At 46.8% G+C, this 25028-nt stretch carries 23 protein-coding genes; 8 read left to right on the top strand and 15 right to left on the bottom strand.

Annotation, left to right across the window (positions count from 1 at the left end):
• Positions 1-48: 48 nt before the first annotated feature.
• The 4 genes from FCL48_RS02075 to FCL48_RS02060 all read right to left on the bottom strand — a co-directional run bounded on the left by FCL48_RS02075 (position 49) and on the right by FCL48_RS02060 (position 3657).
• Positions 49-1314 carry a hypothetical protein gene (locus FCL48_RS02075; protein WP_136870586.1) on the bottom strand — a complete coding sequence of 422 codons (1266 nt, stop codon included), beginning with the start codon at positions 1312-1314 and terminating at the stop codon, positions 49-51.
• A 329-nt stretch (positions 1315-1643) separates the two neighbouring features.
• On the bottom strand, positions 1644-2042 hold the full coding sequence (locus tag FCL48_RS02070) for a fibronectin type III domain-containing protein (RefSeq protein ID WP_136870585.1): 399 nt from the start codon (positions 2040-2042) through the stop codon (positions 1644-1646).
• A 520-nt stretch (positions 2043-2562) separates the two neighbouring features.
• Entirely contained in the window at positions 2563-2841 is a 279-nt protein-coding gene (locus FCL48_RS02065) for an Lrp/AsnC family transcriptional regulator (protein ID WP_136870584.1), read from the bottom strand.
• Positions 2842-3090: 249 nt separating this feature from the next.
• A complete protein-coding gene (locus tag FCL48_RS02060; RefSeq protein WP_136870583.1) occupies positions 3091-3657 on the bottom strand; it encodes a flavodoxin family protein in 567 nt (188 codons plus the stop codon).
• A 230-nt stretch (positions 3658-3887) separates the two neighbouring features.
• On the opposite strand from FCL48_RS02060, the gene FCL48_RS02055 reads away from it, so the two are divergent.
• Positions 3888-4418, top strand: coding sequence for a hypothetical protein (locus tag FCL48_RS02055; RefSeq protein WP_136870582.1), 531 nt, complete (start codon positions 3888-3890; stop codon positions 4416-4418).
• 364 nt (positions 4419-4782) lie between these two features.
• Here the strand turns inward: FCL48_RS02055 and FCL48_RS02050 are convergent, their stop codons facing one another.
• A complete protein-coding gene (locus FCL48_RS02050) occupies positions 4783-4995 on the bottom strand; it encodes a hypothetical protein (protein WP_136870581.1) in 213 nt (70 codons plus the stop codon).
• A gap of 384 nt (positions 4996-5379) precedes the next feature.
• On the opposite strand from FCL48_RS02050, the gene aroD reads away from it, so the two are divergent.
• The 3 genes from aroD to FCL48_RS02035 all read left to right on the top strand — a co-directional run bounded on the left by aroD (position 5380) and on the right by FCL48_RS02035 (position 8695).
• The gene (aroD, locus tag FCL48_RS02045; protein WP_136870580.1) at positions 5380-6159 is read left to right on the top strand and encodes a type I 3-dehydroquinate dehydratase; all 780 of its coding nucleotides are present in this window, start codon (positions 5380-5382) and stop codon (positions 6157-6159) included.
• Between the two features lie 194 nt (positions 6160-6353).
• Positions 6354-8069 carry a hydroxylamine reductase gene (gene hcp / locus FCL48_RS02040; protein WP_136870579.1) on the top strand — a complete coding sequence of 572 codons (1716 nt, stop codon included), beginning with the start codon at positions 6354-6356 and terminating at the stop codon, positions 8067-8069.
• A 215-nt stretch (positions 8070-8284) separates the two neighbouring features.
• A complete protein-coding gene (locus FCL48_RS02035; RefSeq protein ID WP_240744714.1) occupies positions 8285-8695 on the top strand; it encodes a diacylglycerol kinase in 411 nt (136 codons plus the stop codon).
• Here FCL48_RS02035 and FCL48_RS02030 read toward each other — a convergent pair.
• On the bottom strand, positions 8688-9455 hold the full coding sequence (locus FCL48_RS02030) for a TatD family hydrolase (RefSeq protein ID WP_136870578.1): 768 nt from the start codon (positions 9453-9455) through the stop codon (positions 8688-8690). The genes FCL48_RS02035 and FCL48_RS02030 overlap by 8 nt on opposite strands.
• 149 nt (positions 9456-9604) lie before the next feature.
• Between FCL48_RS02030 and FCL48_RS02025 the strand changes: the two genes are divergently transcribed.
• Positions 9605-10693: a pyruvate flavodoxin/ferredoxin oxidoreductase gene (locus FCL48_RS02025; RefSeq protein ID WP_136870577.1), complete on the top strand. Its 1089-nt coding sequence runs from the start codon at positions 9605-9607 to the stop codon at positions 10691-10693.
• Positions 10690-12042 (top strand): thiamine pyrophosphate-dependent enzyme, encoded by a 1353-nt coding sequence (locus tag FCL48_RS02020; protein WP_136870576.1) that lies wholly within the window; start codon positions 10690-10692, stop codon positions 12040-12042. The genes FCL48_RS02025 and FCL48_RS02020 overlap by 4 nt, the downstream gene beginning before the upstream one ends.
• On the opposite strand, the gene FCL48_RS02015 is transcribed toward FCL48_RS02020, so the two are convergent.
• The 9 genes from FCL48_RS02015 to FCL48_RS01975 form a co-directional block, all read right to left on the bottom strand.
• Positions 12035-13669 (bottom strand): sensor domain-containing diguanylate cyclase, encoded by a 1635-nt coding sequence (locus FCL48_RS02015; RefSeq protein WP_136870575.1) that lies wholly within the window; start codon positions 13667-13669, stop codon positions 12035-12037. The genes FCL48_RS02020 and FCL48_RS02015 overlap by 8 nt on opposite strands.
• Positions 13670-13865: 196 nt before the next feature.
• Positions 13866-14816: an aldo/keto reductase gene (locus tag FCL48_RS02010; protein ID WP_136870574.1), complete on the bottom strand. Its 951-nt coding sequence runs from the start codon at positions 14814-14816 to the stop codon at positions 13866-13868.
• A 33-nt stretch (positions 14817-14849) separates the two neighbouring features.
• On the bottom strand, positions 14850-15821 hold the full coding sequence (locus FCL48_RS02005; protein WP_136870573.1) for a dipeptide ABC transporter ATP-binding protein: 972 nt from the start codon (positions 15819-15821) through the stop codon (positions 14850-14852).
• Complete coding sequence (locus FCL48_RS02000) at positions 15818-16813, bottom strand: ABC transporter ATP-binding protein (RefSeq protein WP_136870572.1); 996 nt, start codon at positions 16811-16813, stop codon at positions 15818-15820. The genes FCL48_RS02005 and FCL48_RS02000 overlap by 4 nt, the downstream gene beginning before the upstream one ends.
• Before the next feature lie 6 nt (positions 16814-16819).
• Positions 16820-17731, bottom strand: a complete 912-nt coding sequence (locus FCL48_RS01995) for an ABC transporter permease subunit (RefSeq protein WP_136870571.1) — start codon at positions 17729-17731, stop codon at positions 16820-16822.
• The gene (locus FCL48_RS01990; RefSeq protein WP_136870570.1) at positions 17731-18744 is read right to left on the bottom strand and encodes an ABC transporter permease subunit; all 1014 of its coding nucleotides are present in this window, start codon (positions 18742-18744) and stop codon (positions 17731-17733) included. Before FCL48_RS01990 ends, FCL48_RS01995 begins: the two co-directional genes overlap by 1 nt.
• A 78-nt stretch (positions 18745-18822) precedes the next feature.
• Positions 18823-20379 (bottom strand): ABC transporter substrate-binding protein, encoded by a 1557-nt coding sequence (locus FCL48_RS01985; protein WP_371418654.1) that lies wholly within the window; start codon positions 20377-20379, stop codon positions 18823-18825.
• Positions 20380-20594: 215 nt separating this feature from the next.
• A complete protein-coding gene (locus FCL48_RS01980; RefSeq protein WP_136870568.1) occupies positions 20595-21080 on the bottom strand; it encodes a CYTH domain-containing protein in 486 nt (161 codons plus the stop codon).
• Positions 21070-21888, bottom strand: coding sequence for an EI24 domain-containing protein (locus FCL48_RS01975; protein WP_240744713.1), 819 nt, complete (start codon positions 21886-21888; stop codon positions 21070-21072). Before FCL48_RS01975 ends, FCL48_RS01980 begins: the two co-directional genes overlap by 11 nt.
• Before the next feature lie 184 nt (positions 21889-22072).
• On the opposite strand from FCL48_RS01975, the gene radA reads away from it, so the two are divergent.
• Both radA and FCL48_RS01965 read left to right on the top strand, forming a co-directional pair.
• Positions 22073-23437 carry a DNA repair protein RadA gene (gene radA, locus FCL48_RS01970; RefSeq protein ID WP_169309039.1) on the top strand — a complete coding sequence of 455 codons (1365 nt, stop codon included), beginning with the start codon at positions 22073-22075 and terminating at the stop codon, positions 23435-23437.
• Between the two features lie 292 nt (positions 23438-23729).
• Positions 23730-25025, top strand: a complete 1296-nt coding sequence (locus tag FCL48_RS01965; protein ID WP_136870567.1) for a cyclic nucleotide-binding domain-containing protein — start codon at positions 23730-23732, stop codon at positions 25023-25025.
• Positions 25026-25028 lie beyond the last annotated feature (3 nt).

Raw genomic sequence — 25028 nt, 5'->3', positions numbered from 1 at the left:
ATGAAAAGTGTACCGGGCAGTACTACTTATGCTGCCCGGTATATCTTGTTAAGACGAAGAAAGCAAAGAAAAATCTGGTCCAGAGGAGATATGCTGCAGGCGTCTCATCATCTCTCTGGGGGCCTGGTTCAGTTCCTGTTTTGTCAGCATTATCTGGAGTTTTAAACGCTGCCAGAAGATGATTTCCCGAAGATTGTTAATGGATCTCTGGGAACTGCTATCCAGAGCATGGTCGTTGAGCGTGACGTTATGTTCTTTAGTATCCCGAGGCACGATATCAATTTCCAGCAGCGATTTTGGTTCTCCATTTTCCATAAGAAACATTCCAGATGCGCGGACAACACCTTGTACCTGTCCGTCCATACCTTCAAGGGTGAACTGTGTGCCTGCATGGGTGACAGAAATGGCACCTACCCCCGCCTGTCGAAGGCTCACAAGTTGTTCTCCCTCACCGCCTGCCCCAAGCCAGACCAGAAGCTTGTCAAAAATCGGATCATTTTCATCGATCCAGCTATTGCCGTCCATATCCAGTTCTGCCAGTTCAGTAAAACCACTTCCTGTGGTGGGTCCAAAGAGTTCAAGGCCATCAGTTATCAACCCGTCTCCATTGCGATCAAGGGCCAGGAACCCACAACCATCGGCCAAGCCGGAGATCTCCTCACAACTGCCATCGCCATCGAGATCAAAAGAAAAATAGGTGTTATCAAACATGGAAATATTCGCATCAAAGTTGAGCACGATGGGATCGATACCATGAATAATCCGGGAAAGACCAGTCGACTGAACCAATACCTCCTGGCGTTGCATCTGTACTCCCATGTTAAATGAGATGGTTTGACCGGATTCTGTTTGTACAGTTCCCTCTGTCTGAATAAAAATAGACTCCTGCTCTACATGTATGGCACTGCTGGTAAGGTTTGCCCGGCCGATGGAGAGTTGTGGCGCAGTGGTTTGTTGATTGCGGTTTTCAGTCTCGACATGTTTAATGTTGATTGAAGTACCAGATATACTTTTGACCATTGAAGACAGGGCGTTATGTCTTGTCTGGTCCTGATTTACAGAATCTGTTTCCTCCTGGTTTTTCTCAACCTTTTCAGGGGAAGTTCTGCACCATGATCCAGCCTGCTGGCTTGTAGTTGATGATTGAATGAGGGTAAAGAAATTTTCTTGAAAGGTATTTCCAGAAGGACTCTGGGAGGTCTGGAAAGAGGAAAAGGGGGTGGAATTGATCTGTTGCCAGATTGTGTTGTTGTAATCTACTTCCGTGTAGGTTCTCGCTGCATCCATGCTGACCGTAGTCGCAGCTATTTTCATTTTTGTTAACATCCTCCTTTGGGGTTTGCTGGTTATTGAGTAATAAAAACCTCTATCCATCGTTTCGGCTGATTATTGCCAAGACTTTACCATCTCGTCTAACATGACAGTGATTTCCATGGAGGTATTGCCCATGCAGGTAGTTGATGCCGATAGTACGGCTATCATAATGGATGAGGAAAGAACAGACTGACAAAGGATGGAGCGGGGGGATTATTTTGGTATGGCAGTAAAATAAGATGAAATATATTGGGCTGAAAAGAGTGATAACGATGACTGCAAGAGAGCAATTTGTAGGGATACCCGTTTTGGGGACTGCTGGCTAATTGTTAAGATTCGTCACCGAGCAACAAATAGGTGTTGATAATATTCAGCACTGTCTTGATCCGCTCTTGCTGGTCATTTGGGAACACTGTAATTACCTCGGTATAATCACTTTCGTCTGCACCAGCATAGGCCGTCAGAGAAAAATGATAGGTGGTGTTATCTTCCAGACCAGAAATGGTAAAGGAAGTGGCATCGCCGATGCATATGGGGGACTCTCCTTCATTTGCCTCATTCCCATCAAATGGTGGGGATGCCGCACCACCTTTTTTGTAGTACAGCTTATACCCCTCTACCAGACCTTCATTGGCTGACCAGGAAAAAGTATAGTCCTTTGCAAAGGACGGTACCGCAAAAAAGACCGCTAACGAGACGACGATGAAAGCTTTATGGATAAATCGCATAAAATCTCAAATATTTTGAATGAAACTGCCGAATGAAATGAGGAGCTGCATTTTAATAATGCAACGCTTAGCCTCTAGACTTCATAACATGATTTGGGGAAATTAATGCATAACATCAAACTATTTGCCTCAAGTTTATGTCTTAATTGAAGAATGCCTCATCATCCCTTCTGTGGCGGCGGAAACGTTTCAAAAATGAAAGTACCGGTGGCAAGATATTCTAGAAATTTTGCTGGGTCACACAGGGTGAGGCCGAGAGTAGAGACAAAATTTGTTTTTCAGCCATCCGGAAAATAGCAAATGATATGCCAACAATGACATAACTGAGGAATGTGCGACATTACAGGTCATTACATATCTCTTCTATCGGGAGGTGAAGCACAAAAAATGCACCCATGTCTGTACAAGAGACCGATTTTTGCACTTTTAAGCTGAAAACGCAAGACTCATTTTCCTCATACTTAAAAAAGTAAGAGAACAAAGAACGAATCACTGTCTCCGCGTTGAAGGTGGAGAGAATTTATTTCATCCCAATGTTAAACATAGCCTCAAGATCGTGGCGTGAAAAGGCTTTAAAAGCAAGCATTGTTTCTGATTTCAGTATGTTCTCTATGGTGAGAAGTTTTTTTGTAACAAGAGTTGCAAGGTCGTCATTGGTTTTGACACGGACGATTACGATCAGGTCATATTTTCCACTCACAGAATACACTTCAGAAATTCCTTCCATCTCTGCAAGCTGTTCAGCGACTTCGTTAATTTTTGTTCTTTCGATATTGAGGAGGATAATTGAGGTAACCATAGTGTGCTCCTTGTTTGGTCTTGAAACGAGCGAAATGGACAGGGCTATTGGGCTCTGATTTATATTTCAAATAATCGACGGTAGCCGCCTGTTATTTGTGCTATCTTACAGTATTTCACCCCGCTGTAAAATATGATATTTTATGGAGATAATGTGATGCCATGGCTTGTGGGACCAGGTAGGACCATGCATATTCGACTGTCTTTAATCGTGCAGCTATGCTGCACGAATCTTGATTGAGGTGGAACCTTAGCCTACGATCTTGCCTGCAAAAAGGAGGAGCTGTTCTGTCTGCTCGGCTTCGAGTTTTTCTGGGGTAGTGCACTTTTCGATAAAGAGTTCACCCGCGTTAATTGCCTTATGCGGTGATTGAAGTCGATTAAAGGCAGTAAAGACGGGCTCTGCATTATTCTCGTACGGCCCGCCACCTGTGACCAACAGCGCCTGTCGTTGTCCTTCTACGAGTGAGGCGTGGGTTGGTTTGTGATAGTCGGTGTAGAGTGAAAAAGTCCGGTCAATCATGGTTTTCAGTGGTCCTGCGAGTCCCCAGAAATAGAGAGGAGAGGTGAAGAGTACAAGGTCAGTGGTGACCATTTTTTCAAGAATGTCACTGGCATCGTCTTTTTGTACGCAGGCAACACTTTCAGGTTTTTCCTTGCATTTTCCACAGGCAAGACAGGCTTTGATGTTTTTGTCGAAGAGAAAAATAGATTCAATCTCATGGCCCATGGAGCGGAGTTTGTCTTCTACAATTCGCGCTGCCGTTGCAGTGTTTCCAGTTTTTCTTGCACCACCATGCAGTGTTAAGATTTTCACAGTGTCTCCTTTATAACCTAGAGTTTGATCGTGTTGTAATTGTCAGTGGCAAAACTATTAAGTAATTGTTCACTCATTTGTCAATGAGTTCTTCTTTTACAAATAGGCCCTGTCAATCGCTGGAGTTTTATGTATCGGGTAAATGTATTTGACTAATAGGAATTATGTATTTAAAAATTGAGATAAGTGTATCATTTACTTTTAGCCACAATTTTATAAGGAAAAGTACGATGAATCTTACTCTACACATAGCACAATCACTCGACCGTCAGATGGATAAGCTCATCCATTCCAGCAGAATATCGGAACAGGCTGTGTACAGGTTTCTCCAACTTCTGGAAGATATCAGGAAATATGGTGTGCACGGTGAGAAGGTGCTCATCAAACGAACCAGAAATGGCGAACAACGAATAAAGAACTGTGTCAAGTATGATTTGGGTGGGGGATTTAGACTGGTGACAGTTATGATCGGTGATAACCTCTTCGTTCCTTTTTTGGGCAGTCATGACGAAACAGACCAATGGCTTGACCGCCATAAAGCCGATGATTTTGTCGTAGATAATGCCGTTTACAGGAGTGAGCAGGTTGTTTTAGCGGACAATGAGGAGAATGACGTGTTATCCGAGGCAGAAGAGTTGGATGACACCGATACCTATGAACGTCAGCTTGAGGCAAAACTTGATGAAACGATTTTGCTTTCCATTTTTCAGGGTCTCAATCGAAATCGTAAAGATACGGTTCACGAGGGTGTTCAATCATAAATCTCCTTTGACAAATGAAGTAGTCCTTCACTTAAATCTGGGGCTTCAGCCTTTTACCATCTGCCCTCGCAAGCTGAAAATATAGCCTGTGAGCCTATTTACAGGAGGAAATTCCCTCCCTGAGTCCTGCAAGTTTCCCTGTACCCGAGTTTCAATACCAATCTCACCCCTCGAAGCATCGAGGCTAATGCACAGCCAGTTTTTTTGCTGGTTGCACAAGCTCGGCTGAGAGATCCTCCCTTGCAAGCTGGGTTCGCTCCCCGAAACGGGATTCATAGACGATAGCCTGGCTATCCAGATTCTATTTGGGACACATGGTATCCCCTGGAACCTCAAGAGCTGTGGTCTTATTTTTCCGACATAATTACTGCCAAAAGGAAGCATCTGGTGCGATATCGAGCTCATATCCAGAGCCACATTTTTTGGGGCAGTCTGATATGGTTTGACCCATCGGTATCATTTTTCCTGACGCTTCCATGTTCTTGGCAATCGCACTCATGGCGACATAGAGCGTGCTGGTATTGGAATCAGAGGAGATTCCCTCTTCCTTCCTAAATTCGGTGGTGGCACCTTTCATCGCTGCAAATCTTCTAGTTTCTAGGTGATGCAATACTCTTCATACCTTCGTTCAGCCGGAGGTACTCATGTCCGTCTCTGGTGTTAATGGACGCAAAACCGTCATCACAACTGCCATTTTCCTTGACCGTTGAGCTGGTAAAATATCTGAAACCAAACTCTCATTTTCGATGGCTTACTGAATTGTTGCGAAAAAGTTTTATCTTCTTAAGATACACCTCCACCGACAATACTCAGGTCAGGGAAATTGAATGAAACTATGGTGGCGATAGGGTATTTTGGCTCACTTGCCCTGAACTCAGGTGAAGAAAAATGATGAAAGAGTTACCGTTGATAGCCTTGGTGGGATGTAAAAGTTACAGGGCACAAATAAAAGGGAAATACAATGAGGCAACAGAGCAGAATTCAACTCAAGATCAGAGGAACAGTCATCGGCGGGGAGCAGCCATGCATATGCCTTCCCCTGGTAGCCAAGAGCTTGGAAGGACTTTTCAGTGAAGCAAAAGAGTTGGTGGCGTATAAGCCAGACATTCTGGAGTGGCGTGTCGATGGCTATAAAAAAATAGCAGATACCGATGAGTGTCTTGGGATTCTTAGGAAATTAAGGACAATTATCGGGGATATTCCCCTCATTTTTACCTGCAGGATTGAGAGTGAAGGTGGTATGCAGAGTATGTCTCAAACCAAGCGACTGGAGCTTATTTGTGGGGCCATCGACAGTGGTGAAGTCGACCTCGTCGATGTTGAACTCGCCAATGAAGACCATTTTCTTGATACTATCATAGGCCGTGCTCAAACATCAGGGGTCAAACTGATTTTCTCCCATCATAATTTTAAGGAAACCCCGCCTGAAAATGTTATCTGTGAGGTGCTGGAAAGGGCCCAGGCTCAAGGGGCGGATATTGCAAAAATTGCAGTGATGCCCAAATGCTATACAGATGTTCTGACCCTGCTGTCGGCCACCAATGTGAGTCGAAACGGGAAGATTGACATACCTATGATTACCATTTCCATGGGAATAGAAGGGGGCATAAGTCGACTGGCCGGGGGGCTTTTTGGTTCTGACATCACCTTTGCAGCAGGAAGAGAAAGCTCGGCACCAGGACAGCACGCGATAGCTGATCTCCGGTCTGCAATGTCTCTTTTGTACAGTCAAAAAGATTGAAAAAATAATAACAATTGATCCATGTCAAGGAATGAGGGCCCGTTGCAGGGTACAACTGTCACTGAATAACACAAATAAAGGCGCGGAAAAATTCCCGCTATCTTCGCTTCAGTTTCATTTCTGTATCAGCTTGAGAGGAAATGACGACGCACTACAGTAGAACGAAGCGCTTACACGAACAATAAGGAGTTGTTATGTTCTGTTTTCAATGTCAGGAAGCTGCAAAAGGAACCGGTTGTACAATAAAAGGTGTGTGTGGAAAACAGGAGTCCACCGCGAATCTTCAGGATCTCCTTATCTATGACCTCAAAGGCATTGCTGTTCTCGCCAAAGGACTGAAAGGAGCCGGAGCAATAGTTGGCAAGGAAGTGGGCCTGTTTCTCTCAGAGGGTCTTTTTACCACTATCACTAATGCAAATTTTGATAATGCCAGCCTTGAGAAATGGATTAAACGCTCCCAGGCAATAAAGCTGCAGTTGAAAAGTCAGTTTGATGCGCTTGCTTCCGAGGCGGACAAGGTATCGGTTTTTGGAAAACTCATGCGGTTTTTAGGAATGGGTGAGAAAAGTTCTCCATCTGATCAACTCGATGCATCGGCCCTGTGGTTCTCATCAGACTCTTCAACCTACCAGACCAAGGCCAAGACCGTGGGTGTTCTGGCCACTGAAAACGAAGATGTCCGTAGCTTACGTGAACTCCTTATTCTTGGTTTGAAAGGTATTGGTGCCTATGCTGAGCATGCAGCAGTACTTGGTGTTGAAAAAGAAGAGATCTATGATTTTGTTATCGAAGGCCTTGCATCAACCACCGAAGAACACAGTGTTGATGAAATGGTTGCCCTCGTACTAAAAGCTGGAGAAGTTGCCGTAACCACCATGGCAGCACTTGATGCAGCGAACACCACCGCTTACGGAAATCCTGAAATCACTGAGGTTAATATCGGTGTTGGCGACAAGCCTGGAATTCTTATCAGTGGCCATGACCTGAGAGATCTTGAAGAACTTCTCATCCAGGTACAGGGAACCGGTGTGGATGTTTACACCCACGGAGAAATGCTGCCCGCCAACTCATATCCCGGTTTTAAAAAATATGAGAATTTAAAAGGTAATTATGGTGGTTCCTGGTGGCATCAGAACGAAGATTTTGAAGCTTTCCATGGACCAATCCTGATGACCACGAACTGTATTATCCCGATTAAGGACTCAAACAGTTATAAAGACCGTATTTACACCACAGGAATGGCTGGTTACCCAGGTGTTACCCATATTGCCGACAGAGTAAATGGGAAACCAAAAGATTTTTCTGCTATTATTGCCCAGGCGAAAAGCTGTATAGCCCCTTCAGAGCTTGAGACAGGAACGATTATTGCTGGTTTTGCCCATAATCAGGTATTAGCCCTGGCGGACAAGGTGGTCGAGGCGGTCAAGTCCGGTGCTATCAAACGTTTTGTGGTAATGGCCGGATGTGATGGTCGACAAAAGGGCCGTGGATATTTTACGGAAGTTGCAGAGCAGTTACCAGAAGATGCAGTCATTCTGACAGCAGGCTGTGCAAAATACCGATATAATAAGCTTAATCTTGGCGATATTGGTGGAATTCCTCGGGTTCTTGATGCCGGTCAATGTAATGACAGCTATTCCCTTGCAGTTATTGCACTTAAACTCAAAGAAGTCTTTGAGCTCGATGATATAAATGAATTGCCCATTTCCTTTGACATTGCCTGGTATGAGCAGAAAGCGGTGGCTGTTCTTCTGGCTCTCCTGCATCTTGGTGTTAAGGGGATTCGTTTAGGACCAACTCTTCCTGCATTTGTATCACCTGCAGTGCTCAATGTGCTGGTTGAAAACTTTGATATCAAGCCAATTGGTAGCGTAGAAGAAGATGTTGCCTTGATGATGCAAGGCAAATAATCGAGCGAGCTTTTTGTTTCCAGCTGTAATGGGCAATCGAATACTTCGATTGCCCATTTTTTTTGATCTGTTCGACGATACAGTTGTCTCTGGCTTCAGGGTACTCTATATTGCGACAGACTTACTGTATTGCAGCGTCTTCTTTTGGTAATAAAAAATATAGTGGCGATTATACATTTATAAACATCTGATTATGCACGAAAAAGGAAAAACTTATGGTGGTACAACCGGATGGGCAGGAACCTGAAATGAACAAACCGAGGAGGCGAGGTTTGCATAGAGTTGGCTGGGCGGCGTATTATTCCTATCGAGGAATACGTGCAGCACTTGAAAATGAGGCCGCCTTTCGTCAGGAGCTTGCCTTGATGCTCGCCCTGCTGCCTCTTGCGTTCTGGCTCGGAGAAACGGTGGAGCAGCGGATACTGCTGATTGCACCCTGCGTTCTGGTCGTTGTGGTGGAACTATTGAACTCTGCAATCGAGGCGGTTGTTGATCGTATCGGTGCAGAAAAACATATTCTTTCCGGCCAGGCAAAGGACATGGGCTCTGCGGCAGTCTTTTTTAGTCTTTTTCTGGTGGTCCTGACCTGGGGATTGATTGCTTGGGACAGGTTTTTTGTTAGTTGAGATGAAAAATGTCGATTGTGGTCTGTCTGGTTGTTTTTCCGAGTTGCTCAGGGTCTTGCATTCGTAATGATGCGAGTTCAGCAAGGATTTCGGGTAAGTATTTTGGTTGATTCACTTCACCTTTTCTCCCGGCAAGAACCATATCGGGAGCGTCGGTTTCAAGAATGAGAGATGTCTCGGGTAATTTTGTGACCGTTGATCGTAGTTTTTTCGCACGTTCATGGGTGATAGCCCCGCCAATACCGAGAACAAAACCAAGGCCTATATATTGCTCAGCCTGTTGCAGGCTGCCGGTGAATGCATGTACTGTTCCCCCGGGTTTAAAATGTGTTCTCCTCAAGGTTGCCAGGATCTGATCGTGGGCTTTTCGTACATGGAGGATGACGGGAAGGTTATTTTTACTGGCAACTGCAAGCTGCTCTTCAAAAAGTTCCTGCTGTTTTTTCTGGTGTTCAGTGCTGTGATAGAAATCAAGACCAATTTCTCCGATGGCGACAAGAAGGTCCTTATTGCATAACTCCTCGAGCCGTTTGAGATCTCCGGGGCGATGCTGGCTGAGATAGAGGGGATGCATTCCGGCTGCACAATGTACCTTATGGTTTTGCCTGCAAATCTCAATTTGTTCGTTCCACCCGGAAGCAACAACACCAGGTATGATAAAGCCTTCTACTCCCACTTCTCCAGCTTCATCAATTACTTTGTCGATCTGTGCTTTTTCTTGCCAGAAATCGAGATGGCAGTGGCTGTCAATCAGTTGCATGGGGTAACCATCGGTTGAAGGGGAAATGTCTTGGCAAAAGAAGCTTTTACATTGTAACAATTTGGTGGAGTGTGCTAACGTTTTTTTCGACTATTTTAGATTATATCCAAATGGGTGGGGCTTGAGAACGAATTTTACAGGTGTGAGATATGGGTTCTGTTTTTCTTGATGGCAATGAGGCTGTGGCCAGGGCCGCAATACTCGCAGGTTGTGATTTCTTTGCCGGTTATCCTATTACGCCGGCAACCTCAATTTTTCACCATATGCTTGATTTTCTCCCACCACTGGGGAGAGTCTGTATGCAGGGAGAAGATGAAATTGCCTCCATTGGTTTTTGTCTTGGTGCTGCAGCCGGCGGGGCAAAAGTTATGACTGCAACGTCTGGTCCCGGGATAAGTCTTTTTAGTGAGCAGATTTCCTTTGCCATTGGCGCAGAAATTCCAATTGTGATCGTCGATGTTCAGCGTCTGGGACCCTCCACTGGTTCTGCCACCAAAGGGGCTGACGGCGATATTCAATTTCTGCGCTGGGGAAATAGTGGTGGTCTGCCCGTCATCGTGTTGGTTCCTGTTGATGTTAAAGATGCATTTGTGTTGACCTTGAGGGCCTTTCACTTTGCTCAAAAATATCGTTGTCCGGTGTTTATTGCCTCGAATAAGGAGGTGGGAATGGTCCGGGAAAGCGTTGATCTGGAGGTGTTTTCGGGTTTGGATGAGGACAAGGGTTGCAGCTGTGAATCTGAGAGTTTGAAGGTCGTTAATCCGGCTTCTTTGAGAACGAAGGAACTGGTAAGGCTTACGTCTTCAACCCATGGTGTGGATAATTATATCACCACAGACCCACAGGTAATTGGAGACGCTATTCTTAGAATGGAACAAAAACTTTTGAGTGCTTCCGGGGAGCTCTGCTGTATGGAGGTTGATGCAAACCCGGGTGATTCCACTCTGCTTGTCACCTATGGAGTGACAGCGCGCGCTGCAGCCGAGGCCCTTATTAGCCTGAGGAAACAGGGATACGGGGTTTCTTTACTGGTCATCAAAACCCTTTTCCCGGTAGCTGAAGGTGAACTTAAAAGTGAAATGAAAGGAAAAGAGAAAATTGTTGTGGTTGAGATGAACCGTGGCCAGTATGTACGTGAAATAGAGCGGCTTGCAGGCGACATTCCAGTACATTTCTATGGTCAGATGAACGGAGAGCTGATCACACCGGCCTCGATTGTAAGAGAGGTGTTACAATGAATACGGTACTCAATAGCAACAGACCTCTGTTTTTCTGTCCTGGTTGCAGCCATGAACGTGTTGTACATGGTGTCGACAGGGCAATTCAGAGTCTCGGCCTGCAAGGACATCAGGTCGCCATCGTAAGTGATATCGGCTGCTCTGGGTTATTTGACACTTTTTTTAACACCCACGCCCTGCACGGCCTCCATGGAAGGGCCTTAACCTATGCAACAGGTTTGAAAATGGTGCACCCGGAAATTACCGTTCTGGTGATTATGGGGGATGGTGGCCTGGGTATAGGAGGCGCCCATGTACTGGCAAGTTGCAGGAGAAACCTCGACATCACGCTGCTGGTTCTCAATAATTTTAACTATGGAATGACCGGTGGTCAGTGTTCAACCACCACTCCAGCATCAGATCAGACCGCCTCAAACTTTCTCAATAAACTCGAGGTGCCCATTGATATCTGTAGGGTTGCTGCGGCCGCTGGAGCCCTGTTTACCGAAAAAGTCATGGCAACGGATGGCGCTTTGGCGGAGACGATAAGCAGAAGTATTGAATTTCCAGGCTTTGCCCTGCTTGATATATGGGGCATTTGCCCCGGCAGGCACCTTAAAAAAAATCCGATCACCGCAGGTCAGCTTGAAAAGAAAATGCGAACTTCTGGTGGCGGACATAGCGTGTCTATCGGGCAAGATAGAGATTTACCAGCTGAAGAAATGGAAGTTTCTGTCCGGGAGGAATACGGTGAACATTACCGACGTCTGGCAGCTGTGACAAAAGAACCCCAGCCTCTTATAGAGATAGAAAGTAAGTTCAGTCCCCTGACCCATGAGAGGACCGAAGTGGTTATTTTAGGGTCGGCCGGTCAGTTTATCAATACGATCGGAGAGATCCTCTCAATTGGTGCAATGAGCAGTGGCCGTTGGGTGAGTCAGAAAAATGACTATCCGATAACGGTGTTAAGAGGCCATTCTATCTCCGAGGTGGTTGTTGATATAAAGCCTATTACTTATACCGGTATCAATAAGCCTGCTGTTATCATATGTGTGGGGCAGGAAGGTGTTGATCGGCGAAGAAAAATGTTTGCCGAGGCGGATGCGGATACTGTTATTATTGCATTTCCGGATCTCACGCTTCCAGTAACCGGGGCCAGAGTCATAATGTGTGATGGGGGAAATCTGAAGCTCAAGAAAGGCCAGAGGGGAATAGCAGCGCTTGCAGTGCTCGTTCAGACGGGGCTCATACTTGATTGTGATATGTTAAATAATGCGATAAAGACACGTTATTCCGGTATGATGGCTGATGTGTCTTTAGAGGTGGTCGCAACAATTCTAACCCCGTCATTGCCGCCAGAGATCAGTTAGCGGTTTTCATCGGTTCTTTCGAAAAGATTTCGCATCTGTTTTTGCCCATCCTTTTCGCGTGGTACATGGCAACATCCGCATTACGTATGAGTAAGTCAGGGTCCTCTCCATGGTCAGGACATATAGAAATGCCAATGGTTACGCTTACATTAAAGGCGCTGTTTTTTTTCTTGATTCGTTGGAGAACCGTCTGGCAGATTTTCTGGGCGACTTTGAGGATTTCTTCATCCTCATGATTTTCAAGAATCCCGATTACAAACTCATCCCCCCCCCAGCGACAGAGGATGTCAGATTCTCTCAGGCATGATTCCAGGGTTTTCCCCACTTCAGTTAACAGCTTATCTCCAGCGAGATGGCCATGGGTATCGTTGACGGACTTGAAATTATCCATGTCAAGGAAAAGGACTCCGACTTTCTGGTTATTTCTTGCCGCCTGCTTGAGATTTTGTAAAAGGAGATCATGGAAGAGTCTGCGATTGGGCAGACCGGTCAGCGCGTCGTGGTAGGCCATGAACTTCAGTTGCTCTTTTGCCTTGGTCAGGTCGGTGATATCATGAAGTGAGATTACAGCACCGAGTTTATCAACTTTGTCATGGACCATGGTTTGACCGTTTACCCTGAGCGTGTGGGCTATGCCCTGGTCGTTTCTTACGACGATCTGCAGGTTTTCAATGGTCTGGCCGTTGAGTGCCTTTCTCAAAGGACTCTGCTGTATAGTCGTCGGCGTTACTCCATCACCCTTAAACTGTTTGAGTTCGTCAATATCCATGCCCAGAGGATTCACTGTAGTGAAGCCGTAAAACAGGCGGCTCGCTCGGTTCATCAGGTTGATTTTTCCTGCAGAGTTACAGGCTATAATTCCATCCTGAACATTTTCTATAATAGCTTTCTGGAAGATCTGCTGTTTTTCAATTTGCAACTGTGCTTTTTTAAGCGGCGTAATATCAAGAAAATACCAGACCCTTCCGAGGTACAGATCGTCATTATGGATTGGATAGGTATGACGGTACAGGATTCGGCCATCTTTGAGATACACCTCATCGGTGCTGACTTCACGACGGTTGGCATAAAGCGAGGTTATCTTATCAATAAAGCCCTGTGGGTCACTTACCTTATCTAAAACACACTGAAGACTCGCTTCTTCGTTCCTGGAATTCTGAATGTCCTTTGGTATTCCCCAGATTTTAACAAACTCCTCGTTAAATGAGAGCATCTTCATATCGCTGCCTACCATAAGGATACCGCCAGGATTATGCTGATACTGGGCTTCAAGGATCGCCGCGTGCTCGCAGGAACTGTTACAGCCGTTGTTCCAACCATTCTGAGGGTTGAGAACCAAAAATCTATCCCCCCCATCCGTCAGGGTGGCTTGTATGGTTACCCTTTTTTTTACCTTGGCTGAAAGGACTAAAGTGGTAGTGAACAGTGAGCACGCGGTGGTCATGGTTTCGTAAAAGTCCAGAAACCGTTCGGCGTCATCAGTATTGAGAAACCGTGTGAAACGTGGGAGTTTTTTGGGGACTTTTTTCCATTCCAAAAGTGATTGGGCCATTTTATTGCTGAGCACGATCCTGGTTTCCGGACCGAGTTGCACAACTGCTATAGGGAGGTTGTTGAAAATGTGCATTGTTAATGTGTCTTCTCATTAATATGAAAGGGAACATATTTTAGTAAATATGTATAATCTTAGTAAGATAAGTAATATTTACTGCGACAAGGTTTCCCCTATTTCAATTGTGAAATTCAGGATACACGTATTTGGCAGGTAAATGCAATGAAATCATGCAGGAATGTGTTATAAAAGCTTACTGTCGAAAAAAGCCTTAGTCGTCCCAAAGATCAGAAAGCTTGTACGGAGAACCGGCCGGGGTGAAAAATGCACCGTCAAGGAAACGATAGCCAAGGTCCAGCTGGTTAATCGTCAGCATATCAGCCTCATCGAGGTCAAGTTGCAGAGATTTGAAGTTGCCTTCCAGGTGTTTGGTATGGACTGATTTCGCTATGACGATTGTTTTTCGTTGTAGTCCCCAGGCAATGAGAACCTGTGCTGCAGTTGCTTGGTATTTTAGGGCAAGCTTACAGATTACAGGGTGATGCACGAGAGAGGGTGTCTCGAAACCGTCGATCTCCGGTTGTTTTCCTGAGCCCAGCGGAGAGTAAGCGCTCAATTGAAGCCCGTGCTGGCGGCAGTATTCAATCATCTGAGGTTGCTGGAGATATGGATGCAGCTCAATCTGGTTGAGATAAGGTCTAATGGTGGCAAGGTCCAGGAGTTCCGTTAGGCGGGAAATGTTAAAATTGCTCACTCCGATATTTCTGCAAAGACCCTTTTTCACCATTTTCTCCATGGCACTCCAGGTCTCGATGATGGGCAGATCCTCCAGAGCAATAAATTGATCAGCTCGTTTTGGGAAGGTGATATCAGCTTTGAAACTGACGGGCCAGTGGATAAGAAAGAGGTCGAGGTGGCTGAGTTTGAGGTTTTTTAGAATACGTTCAAGGGCAGGACGCACATATTTGGGACCGTGGGCATTGTTCCATAGTTTGGAAGTAACCCAAAGGTCCTCCCGTCGTACTTTTCGGCTGCCAAGGGCGGCGGATAAGGCAACACCTATCTCTGTATCGTTGTTGTAGATTGAGGCGCAGTCAAAATGTCGATAACCGATATCAATGGCTGCAGAAATTGCCGGGCCGACTTCATTTCGAGCCATTTTCCAGGTTCCGAGTCCGAGGACCGGAATCTTCTGGGGGCTATCTCTTGGCCTCTCTTTCATTGCGGCTGCGCCCAAGTGGAAGTTGGCATACCCTCAATATGTTTTCGGGTGATAGCAGGCAACCATGCAGCCTTCGATCTCTCTCAGTTCCGGAGAGGCTTGAGTGCATTTTTCCGTCATTGAGGGGCAGCGCGGATGAAAGGTACACCCTGAAGGTGGGGCTATCGGTGAGGGCAGTTCACCGCGGAGGACAATCCTTTCCTTGTTTCTAAACGGATCGGCAACTGGTGTGGCTGACAGAAGCGCCCTTGTATATGGATGATGGGGACGTGCGAAAATATTCTCTCTTGAACCTGTTTCCACAGGTTTGCCAAGATACATGACCATCACCTCATCCGCGATATGTTTAACCACAGAAAGGTCATGGCTGATAAACATATAGGCCAGATCAAAGCGTTGCTGCAGGTCGGCAATAAGGTTAAGAATCTGGGCCTGAATAGAGACATCAAGGGCGGAGACCGGCTCATCCAGCACGATGATTTCGGGGTTGAGCATGAGCGCTCTTGCAACGGCAATCCTTTGACGCTGACCACCTGAAAACATATGGGGGTATCTGTCATAATGTTCAGGTCTTAGCCCAACAAGACGAATCATTTTCAGTGCCGCCTCCCGTCGCTCAGCCTTCTTCATTGAAGTGTTGACGAGGAGAGGTTCTTCAAGAGAATGGCCGATTTTCTGCCGTGGGTTCAGCGAGCCGTACGGGTCCTGAAAGACAATTTGTACCTTTTTATGCAGACGGCTTCTGGTTGACCTGCTGGCGTGGGAAACATCTTCATCGCCAATGATGAGCTGTCCTGAGGTGGGAGTCTCAATCATGGTGACCAGGCGGGCCATGGTTGATTTTCCGCAGCCGGACTCCCCAACAATAGCGAGGGTTTTACCCTTTTTCAAAGTAAAACTTGCACCATCAAGGGCTTTTAGGGTTGCCGGTTTCTTGAAAGTTCCACGGTCAACCTCATAATACCTTTTCAGATCTACTGCCTGCAATACAACCTCACCGCTCATGAATTCACCTCTTCAGGGTAGTTTGTCGGTTTTCCATTTTCTATGGGGTAATGACATAGAGCCCTGCCCTGTTCATCGCCTGCAGGGACGGGGGGAACAGTCCGACATTTATCTGTGGCATATTCGCAGCGGGGCGAGAAAAGGCAGCCTTTGGGTTTGTCAAACTGTCCGGGTACGACACCCGCGATAGAGGGGAGAATCTTTGACTTTGAACGTTCAGGCAGGGAATTGAGCAGTGCCTGGGTGTATGGGTGATGGGGATTTGAAAACAGGCCTTTGACCTTCTGTTTTTCAACCTGCTGTCCTGCATACTGGACAGCAACACGCTCCGCCGTTTCAGCTACAACTCCCATATCATGGGTGATGAGGATCAGGGACATCCCCTTTTCCTTCTGAAGTTTGAGTAGCAGATCGAGAATTTGGGCCTGAATAGTCACATCGAGTGCGGTTGTTGGTTCATCTGCAATCAGCAGCTGCGGGTTGCAGGAAATGGCCAGAGCTATCATGACTCTCTGGTTCATTCCACCTGAAAGCTGGTGGGGAAAAGCGGAGAGTCTTTTTTCCGGTTCCGGAATACCAACCAGTTCCAGCAATTCTATTGCCCTTTTTTTCCGCTGGGCACGGTTGAGGCCAAGATGAATTTTTAACGACTCCATGATCTGGAAACCGACGGTGAAACAAGGGTTGAGGCTGGTCATCGGTTCCTGGAAGATCATGGCCATTTTAGAACCGATTATTTTTCTCAGGTCGGGCTTGGCAATGGTTTTCAGGTCCTGGTTGTTAAATGAGAGCTTATCCGCGGTGACAGTTGCCGTCCAGGGGAGAAGACCCATAAGCGCCAGCATGGCAACGGATTTTCCAGAGCCGGACTCGCCAACAATGGAGACGATTTCACCAGGCTTAATATGGAGGGAGACGCTGTCTACCGCTGTAAACTGACCGCCAGCTGTCTGAAAGGAGACGGTGAGATTTTCAATTTCAAGTAATGGCATGTGCAGTTATGATCGTTTAAGTTTCGGATCTAAGGCATCCCGGAGGCCGTCACCCATGAGGTTGATGGCGAGAACAGTTGTGAGGATCGCAATACCGGGAAAGGTGACAACCCACCAGGCTCTGAGGATGAATTCTCGTGCCTCAGCAAGCATTGTCCCCCATTCAGGGGTTGGAGGTTGTGCTCCCATGCCCAAAAAACCGAGGGCGGCTGCATCCAGAATTGCTGTAGAAAAACTGAGAGCGGCCTGGACGATGAGTGGGGCCATACAGTTGGGTAGAATGGTAATAAACATCAGACGCAGGGTTTTGACCCCGATAACCCGCGCTGCTGTCACGTAGTCTTTGGTCATCTCTGAGAGGACCGCTGCACGGGTGAGACGTACATAATGAGGCTGCTGCACGATGGCAATGGCAATCATGGCATTGATGAGGCTTGGCCCGAGAATAGCGACAAGGACAAGGGCCAGGAGCAGACTTGGAAAAGCCAGGACAACATCCATTATCCGCATGATAAAGGTGTCGGTTTTTCCTCGAAAAAATCCGGCAATAAGACCGAGTATGACTCCAACTATCAGTGATACCGAGACGACAATACAGCCGATAAACAGTGAATATCTTGAGCCGTAGATCAGCCTTGACAGCATGTCACGGCCGATGGCATCGGTACCCAGTGGGAATCTGAATTCTCCACCGGTCTGCCAGAAGGGCGGCTGCAGCAGGGCCTCTCTGTATTGCTGATTGGGGGCATGTGGGGCAATGAAGTCAGCAAAGATAGCAATGAGCACTATGGCGATGAAAAAGAACAGGCCAATTACAGCACCACGGTTTTCACTGAAATAGGACCAGAATTCACTCAGAACCGCCTTAAATCCAGTGGGGCGATCATCAATTATTTCTTCTATGGTTGTCTCTGCCATTATGAGTCCGTATGACGAATTTGTGGATTAATTAAACCGTAAAGCAGGTCTACAGCAAGGTTGACCAGCATGACAATCGCAGCGATGAGAAGCAGGCCACCCTGAACTGCAGAGTAATCTCTTCTGAATATCGAATCGACCATCCATTTGCCAATACCGGGCCAGGAAAAGATGGTTTCGGTGAGAATTGCTCCGGCAAAGAGAACTCCGACTTGAAGCCCGATAACGGTGATGACAGGAATTAAGGCGTTTCGCAGGGCGTGTAGTCCTATGACGCGTTGAGGGCCCAGCCCTTTGGCCCTTGCTGTACGAACGTAATCTTCGCTGAGGACTTCGAGCATTGCAGAACGGGTCTGCCTGGCAATAACTGCAAGAGGGATTGTGCCCAGCACAATTGCAGGCAGTATCAGGTGGGAGAGTGCGGAGGCAAAGGCGCCGTCCTGTCCGGAGAGCAGGCTGTCTATGAGCATAAAACCCGTGACCGGTTCAAAATAATAGAGCAGGGAAATCCGGCCGGAGACAGGGGTCCAGCCGAGAATACCTGAAAAGAAAATAATTAGCAGCAGGCCCCACCAGAAGATTGGCATGGAGTACCCCGTAAGGGCACTGGTCATGACGGTATGGTCAAATGTTGACCCGCGTTTTGTGGCGGCAATCATTCCAGCCGGGAGCCCAAAAAGTATAGCAAGAATCATGGCACAGACAGACAATTCAACCGTAGCAGGAAACAGTGCGCCAAACTCTTCAAGTACCGGCCTCTTTGTGATAATGGAGGTTCCAAAATCACCACGGGCAAGATCCATCAGATAATAGCCGTACTGGACAATGACTGGTTTGTCGAATCCCATCTCTGTCATAAGTGCGGCATGCCTCTCTTCGCTCATACCGCGTTCTCCGGCCATCAGCATGACAGGATCGCCGGGCAGCAGGCGGATAAAAACAAAAGCTACGAGGGTAACACCGAAAAACGTGGGAAGAATTACGCCCAGTTTTTTTAGGAAATAAAGAAACATGTATGAGTTCTCTTGGGATGATTTTAGCGAGAAAAAGGCCGGGTAAAGGTTACCCGGCCTCTATTGTGGCTAAGAATCCTACTTCAGGTCAACACCGTAAAAGATATGGCCGCCGAAAGGATCGATGCGGAAATCTACAACTTCTTTACGTACTGGTTCAAAGACAACAGAGTGAGCGATGGTCGCCCATGGAGCCTGCTCTTTGAAGATAACCTGAGCCTCTTCGTAAAGTCTGGTTCGCTCTGCAGGATCAGCGACAACTTTAGCTTTTTGAATTGCGTCTTCAAATGGTTGATAACACCATTGGGCACGGTTAGCAGCGCCAACCCCATCACAGCCGAGAAGTACGGCGAGGAAGTTGTCAGGATCACCATTATCACCGGTCCAACCGAGGAGGACAGCCCCATCACGGTCCATATCTTTGGAACGCTTGAGGTACTCACCCCATTCGTAGGAGACGATTTCGACCTTTACACCAACTTCAGCAAAGTCCGCCTGGAGCAACTCAGCCATACGCCGTGCATTAGGATTGTATGGACGCTGTACGGGCATAGCCCAGATTTTCATGGACAGATCTTTTACGCCAGCCTCTTCAAGGGCTTTTTTGGCTGCAGCTGGATCATACATGTCATCGACAACGGCATCATTATAGGACCAGATAGTCGGTGGAATAGGGTTTTTAGCTTCTTTACCGGCGCCCTGAAATACCGCTTCGATAATTGCTTTCTTGTTGATAGCCTGGTTCAGCGCTTTGCGGACCTTAACATTATCAAAAGGGGCCATCTTGGTGTTATATGCCATGTAGCCGACATTCAGACCTTCTTTCTCGAGCAGGTTGATGTCTGCATCTGTTCTCATTGCTTCGAGATCTGCAGGGTTGGGGTATGGCATGACGTGACACTCGCCGGCTTTCAGCTTTTGATAGCGAACAGACGCATCAGGAGTGATGGCGAAAACGAGATTGTCAATTGGTGCTTTGCCTTCCCAGTAATCAGGGTTTGCCTTGTAACGGATTACCGCATCTTTCTGATATGCAACCAGTTGGAAAGGACCGGTTCCTACGGGCTCAAAGTCGATGATTTCTGGAGTACCGGCTTTCATCATTGCATCAGCATACTCGGCTGAGAATATGGAGGCGAAGTCCATTCCCAGATTAGCGATCATAGGAGCCTCAGGACGGTTGAGTATAAACTTTACGGTGTAGTCATCAACCTTGACGATCTCCTTGATAAGGGTCTGCATAGACATGCTGTTGAAGTACTCATAGGTTGCACCGCCGACTTTATGGAACGGATGGTTGGGGTCTAACTGGCGCATAAAGGTGAAGAGTACATCGTCTGCATTGAAATCGCGGGTAGGGGTGAATTTTGCAGTGGTGTGGAATTTTACGCCTTTACGAAGGTGAAAGGTATACTCCATACCGTCATCTGAAATATCCCAGCTTTCAGCAAGACCGGGTATTGCTTTGGTGGTACCTCTTTCAAATTTAACAAGACCATTGAATATCTGGCGTGATGAGGCATCAAAGGTCGTTCCTGCCGTATAAAAAGCAGGGTTAAAACCCTCAGGACTTCCCTCTGAACAATAAACCAGAGTTTTTCCGGCCGCACTCGCATTCATTGATGCCAACAGCATGGTGGCGCCGCAGAATGCTGCAATCAGATTCTTCGTGTTACGCATAATTCTAATCTCCTTTGTTGGAAGTAACAGACCCCCCTGTGAAACAATGGTCTGAGTTTGCGCTAGTATTTACAGGTAGCACCTATATTCACGATGAAAAGTACTCCCCATACTAGACGGTTACGGCTAAATAGTAAAACAGATTTAACAATATTTGGTAATAATGAACTTTATTTTCCCCGCTGAGAGTTCTTCCATTGTGAAAAAGGGTAACTGACGAGATTTGCGTTGTAATACCGTACATCTCCTGTGACCTCTTCTCCAATCCAATCAGGAATTTCAAAGGACTGGTCGACGGCTTCGAGTTCGATCTCCGCAAAAATGAGCCCGGCATTTTCTCCTTTAAATTCATCGATCTCCCAGGTAAATCCTGCAAAAGGTACTTTGTATCTGGTTTTTTCTATAAGGGGTTTGCGGCACAGACTGTCAAGCATTTCCCGTGCGTCCTGATAGGGAATGTCATACTCAAATTCCAGTCTTTTGCCGTCTTCATTGGGCCCTTTGACGGTGATAATTCCTCTCTCACCAATGGTACGTATTCGAAGGGTTGCCCCCTCTCCTGAATTAAGGTAGCCCTGGCAGTAGTCTTTTCCTGTACCGAGAGCCCTCCAGCTATTGTTTGTTATCAGGAATTTCTTCTCTATTTCATGGGCCATAGGTTTCTCCTGTGGTGCTGTTTGAATGTCGTTTCTGCGCCAGTTCAATAGCAGAGAAATTAAGAGTTGCGTGCACCGTCAGCACGGGGAAAAAAATTGCAATTGCGAAGATGTTTATCAGAGGAATCATGCTGATAAGAGCCGGCAGTACACCGATTCGAAAGGAAGGACTGGAATGTCTGGAGAGCCAGCGTATTTTTCTTCTAAGAGTCCATCTTCGCCTGGAGGCCGGGTAATCGATGAACATCAGAGCCGAATAATAGGTGTAGAGGAGAAACACTGCAACCTGACCGATTGCCGGGATAAAATTGACAAAAAGAGCGGTGATAGTGACAAGGATACCGAAAAAAGCGATTTTGAGTCCCTCAAAAATATCAATCAGTACACCAGCAAAAGAAAACTTTGCGTCGGGATCAAAGTCTTCCCCTGCAAAGATTTTTTCAGCCGAGATACTGAGAAAGGCATAACCCGGGGTTGTGAGGCTGTAGGCGAGAAGAAAAGCGAGGTAGAAGGCCAGGATTCGGGAAACGATGTGATAGAGCCAGTTACCGGCCACCAATGCCTTATTTTCAACCCAGCCGAGCATTGTGTCCGGGGAGGGGGCTGCTGAAAGAACTTGAGCGGAGAGTCCGTCCATAAAATCGATGGTTAACTGATAACCAATCCAGGTGAGCAGGATGGTAAACAGAACCAGGACTGAGCTCCATACAAAAAGAGATTTACGACTGATGATCAGCCAGAGGCTGCGCCTGAGAGGTTGCCACTCTGCGGTTGGACGTGAAGCTACATGGTGTTGCTTTTCCATCATATTTATTGGTATAAAGATAAGATTGTTTTGAGTATTTTCTAACCCCCAGGTACTGGCCAACGCTTCGGTGCTTGGGTGGTATATTTCAGTATCATCTTTTCAAAGCATTCAAATTATAGGTCTTTTTCCTTATCTGTAAAGGTTTGCTTTAAGACATTCCATGTAGTCCCAACGGGCAGCGAGTATGAGTATATCAGGCAAAAAGCAGAACAAAACAATCTATATATGCCAGCAGTGCGCCTACAAAAGTCTCAAGTGGCTGGGCCGTTGTCCTGAATGTGGGGAGTGGGAAACCCTGATCGAGGAGGTCGTAGCACCAAAGGGTGGCGGTCAAATTGTTCCAGGAAAACCGGTAGCCCTCCATCTTGCTCCCGATGGCGACGAAGAGCGAATGACCACAGATATTGAGGAACTTGACCGGGTTCTCGGCGGTGGAATTGTGCCCGGCTCTGTGGTTCTCATTGGCGGGGAGCCCGGTATTGGGAAATCAACGCTTATTTTGCACCTGCTCGAATCAATTGCCAGAAAAGATAGAAAAGTCCTTTACGTATCAGGGGAAGAATCCGCAAGACAGATCAAGATGCGGGCCAATCGTTTAGGTGTCATTCATCCCGGTGAATTTCTCGCAACTGAAAACGGAGTCGAGCAGATCATTGCCATGGCAACAGAGATGCGGCCTGCGCTTCTGGCCGTTGACTCCATTCAGACCTTGAGCAGTGCCGACGTCGCCTCCTCTCCCGGTTCTGTGACCCAGGTCAGAGAATCGGCCTATAGGCTGGTTGGGTTTGCCAAAAAGGAAAATATTCCCGTTATATTAGTAGGTCATGTAACGAAGGATGGTGCTATTGCAGGGCCGAAGGTGCTGGAACACATGGTCGATACGGTTCTCTATTTTGAAGGGGACCGAAGCCATGTTTTCCGAATTCTAAGGACCGTCAAAAACCGTTTTGGTTCCACCAATGAAATCGGGGTTTTTGAGATGAAGGAAGAAGGGCTGGTTCAGGTTTCCAATCCATCTGAGATCTTTCTGGCAGAGCGCCCTTTAAATGAACCCGGTTCCGTGGTTCTGCCAAGTGTTGAGGGAACCCGGCCGATTCTCGTTGAGGTCCAGGCTCTTGTCAGTCCGACCAATCTTGGAACCGCACGGCGCACCGCAATTGGGGCCGATCAGCAGCGCTTATCTCTTTTGTGCGCTGTTCTGGAAAAAAAAGCGGGCCTTGATATGTATGGCAACGATGTCTTTTTAAATATCGCAGGTGGGATACGTATTGATGAGCCCGCTTTGGATCTTGGGGTAATTTGCGCCCTTGCCTCGAGTCTTCTTGAAAAAAACATTCCTTCAAATACGGTTGTTTGCGGGGAGGTTGGCCTTGCAGGCGAAGTAAGGGCTGTGGGTCAGATAGATGTTAGGGTTCGGGAGGCTCAACGTCTTGGCTTTTCAAGAATCATTTTACCTAACAGCAATAAAGAGCGGTTAAACTGGAAGCCGACCATTGAACTCGTGGGTATCTCCAATATGCACCAATTGATGGATATTGTATTCAAGTAAAATGGCTGGTAATATTGATGATGTTATACAAATGTCCTGGTAGAAATGAGCACTTTGGCATACATGAATCAGCCAAAGATATGTATTTCAACGGTACGAAGGAGAGATTATGTCAGATTCCCACCATGAGCATCATGAAGATCACAGTGTCAATGTAAAGGTCGCTGTTTTTTTTGTTGTCGTTTTAGCGGTCATCACCTTTATCGGGTTGATGAATTAGATCCGGCTGTCGCTTTATTCTGTCGAAAATGATAGGTGCTGTCCGTGAAGTTATTAAGGTAGGGTTTTGAAAATGCAGAAAAATGGACCGGAAAGGGAAGTAGTTATTTTGATGGCGGATATGGTCCAGTATTCGCAAATATCTTCCGGGATGACCCCTGTTGAAATCAGAGATTTTCTCGTTAAATATCATGATCGCATCCATGAGATAACGGATTGCGAAGAAAATTTTCCCCTTGATAGTGAGCCGTCTGCAGGCGATGGCAGTCTGATGATCTTTGATAAACGTGAGGGGGAAGATCGTTCAGGTGTCTGCACCCGGGCACTGCAGGCCGCACTTCAGATGGCCAGAGCGATAGAGGGGGGAGCCCTTGCTCCCACCAGGATGGGTATTCTGCTCGGTGAGATTACCGAGGCACAGATTGGCGCTAAAATGGCAAAATTTGGTGCAAGTTTTGCCGTGGCGAATCGGCTGGAAGAGTTGTGCGGTTACTTTGGAACCACCCTTCTCATGGACCGGGAAGTGGCCAGATACCAGCAGGGTTTTGATCAGGATATTGTCAATATCGCCAAGGTCAGTCTGACCAGTGTGCTTCATCCGATGAACATTTTCACCATCTATCAGCCAGGGATTCATTGCAGCCCTGACATCGATCAGCAAAAGCTCCGCACCTTTATCTCTATGAAGAATGAAGCAATGGAGTTTTTCACCGGGAATCTCCAGCTGGGGATACGGCCAAATTTCCCCAAAGTACGTGATGAATTGCTGGAAACTCAGAATTATTTTATAGAAATGACTGGCCGCAAAGATATCGGCATTGATAGAATTCTGGAATATATACGCGAAACTCCCTTTCCGGCAAGTGACTTTGACAGGAGCGGCATGAAGCTCATGGAAAAGAAAAGGGACTCAATGGGGGAGCGTCTTTTTCATCTGTCCAAAGAGCTGATGAGGGCCATGAACCCTGACTTTTATCATAGCCTGGTGGTTGATACCAGATGGGAGCGATTCTTCAGACTGGAGTGGAAAAATGCCGGTGACGTAATCATTGAAATAGACAGCGTTCCGGATGGAATTTACTACCTTGTCTCCGGGACCGCCGAAACGTTTAATGGGTACAATGAGCTGCTTTCCACCATGGAATCCGGCATGGTTTTTGGCGAAATGGCCTATTTTGGCACAGAGAAAAAACGCACAGCCACCGTACGGGCGAAGACGGATGTGGTGCTGAGAAGAATATCCACCAGTGATTTTGAAAATCTGCCGGTAATCATAAAAATATTTGAGCAGATTGCCAACGCCAGACGCCAGGAAATTGGTGCAGATTCCAAAAGACCTCAAGACCAAATAGCAACTCCTTCCGCCTGATAC

Source organism: Desulforhopalus sp. IMCC35007 (assembly GCF_005116575.1).
GTDB lineage: Bacteria > Desulfobacterota > Desulfobulbia > Desulfobulbales > Desulfocapsaceae > Desulforhopalus_A.
The sequence above is the reverse complement of the archived record's forward strand: the minus strand, read 5'-3'. Positions and strand labels throughout refer to the sequence as shown.

Coding starts and splice junctions, on each gene's coding strand:
- FCL48_RS02065 (WP_136870584.1), bottom strand. CDS start 2,841: ATGGTTACCTCAATTATCCTCCTCAATATCGAAAGAACAAAAATTAAC.
- FCL48_RS02020 (WP_136870576.1), top strand. CDS start 10,690: ATGAATACGGTACTCAATAGCAACAGACCTCTGTTTTTCTGTCCTGGT.
- FCL48_RS02025 (WP_136870577.1), top strand. CDS start 9,605: ATGGGTTCTGTTTTTCTTGATGGCAATGAGGCTGTGGCCAGGGCCGCA.
- FCL48_RS02075 (WP_136870586.1), bottom strand. CDS start 1,314: ATGAAAATAGCTGCGACTACGGTCAGCATGGATGCAGCGAGAACCTAC.
- FCL48_RS02035 (WP_240744714.1), top strand. CDS start 8,285: ATGGTGGTACAACCGGATGGGCAGGAACCTGAAATGAACAAACCGAGG.
- FCL48_RS01980 (WP_136870568.1), bottom strand. CDS start 21,080: ATGGCCCATGAAATAGAGAAGAAATTCCTGATAACAAACAATAGCTGG.
- FCL48_RS02070 (WP_136870585.1), bottom strand. CDS start 2,042: ATGCGATTTATCCATAAAGCTTTCATCGTCGTCTCGTTAGCGGTCTTT.
- hcp (WP_136870579.1), top strand. CDS start 6,354: ATGTTCTGTTTTCAATGTCAGGAAGCTGCAAAAGGAACCGGTTGTACA.
- FCL48_RS01995 (WP_136870571.1), bottom strand. CDS start 17,731: ATGGCAGAGACAACCATAGAAGAAATAATTGATGATCGCCCCACTGGA.
- FCL48_RS02055 (WP_136870582.1), top strand. CDS start 3,888: ATGAATCTTACTCTACACATAGCACAATCACTCGACCGTCAGATGGAT.
- FCL48_RS01965 (WP_136870567.1), top strand. CDS start 23,730: ATGCAGAAAAATGGACCGGAAAGGGAAGTAGTTATTTTGATGGCGGAT.
- FCL48_RS02030 (WP_136870578.1), bottom strand. CDS start 9,455: ATGCAACTGATTGACAGCCACTGCCATCTCGATTTCTGGCAAGAAAAA.
- FCL48_RS02000 (WP_136870572.1), bottom strand. CDS start 16,813: ATGCCATTACTTGAAATTGAAAATCTCACCGTCTCCTTTCAGACAGCT.
- radA (WP_169309039.1), top strand. CDS start 22,073: ATGAGTATATCAGGCAAAAAGCAGAACAAAACAATCTATATATGCCAG.
- FCL48_RS02010 (WP_136870574.1), bottom strand. CDS start 14,816: ATGAAAGAGAGGCCAAGAGATAGCCCCCAGAAGATTCCGGTCCTCGGA.
- FCL48_RS02005 (WP_136870573.1), bottom strand. CDS start 15,821: ATGAGCGGTGAGGTTGTATTGCAGGCAGTAGATCTGAAAAGGTATTAT.
- FCL48_RS01990 (WP_136870570.1), bottom strand. CDS start 18,744: ATGTTTCTTTATTTCCTAAAAAAACTGGGCGTAATTCTTCCCACGTTT.
- FCL48_RS01985 (WP_371418654.1), bottom strand. CDS start 20,379: ATGCTGTTGGCATCAATGAATGCGAGTGCGGCCGGAAAAACTCTGGTT.
- FCL48_RS02050 (WP_136870581.1), bottom strand. CDS start 4,995: ATGAAAGGTGCCACCACCGAATTTAGGAAGGAAGAGGGAATCTCCTCT.
- FCL48_RS02015 (WP_136870575.1), bottom strand. CDS start 13,669: ATGCACATTTTCAACAACCTCCCTATAGCAGTTGTGCAACTCGGTCCG.
- aroD (WP_136870580.1), top strand. CDS start 5,380: ATGAGGCAACAGAGCAGAATTCAACTCAAGATCAGAGGAACAGTCATC.
- FCL48_RS01975 (WP_240744713.1), bottom strand. CDS start 21,888: ATGATGGAAAAGCAACACCATGTAGCTTCACGTCCAACCGCAGAGTGG.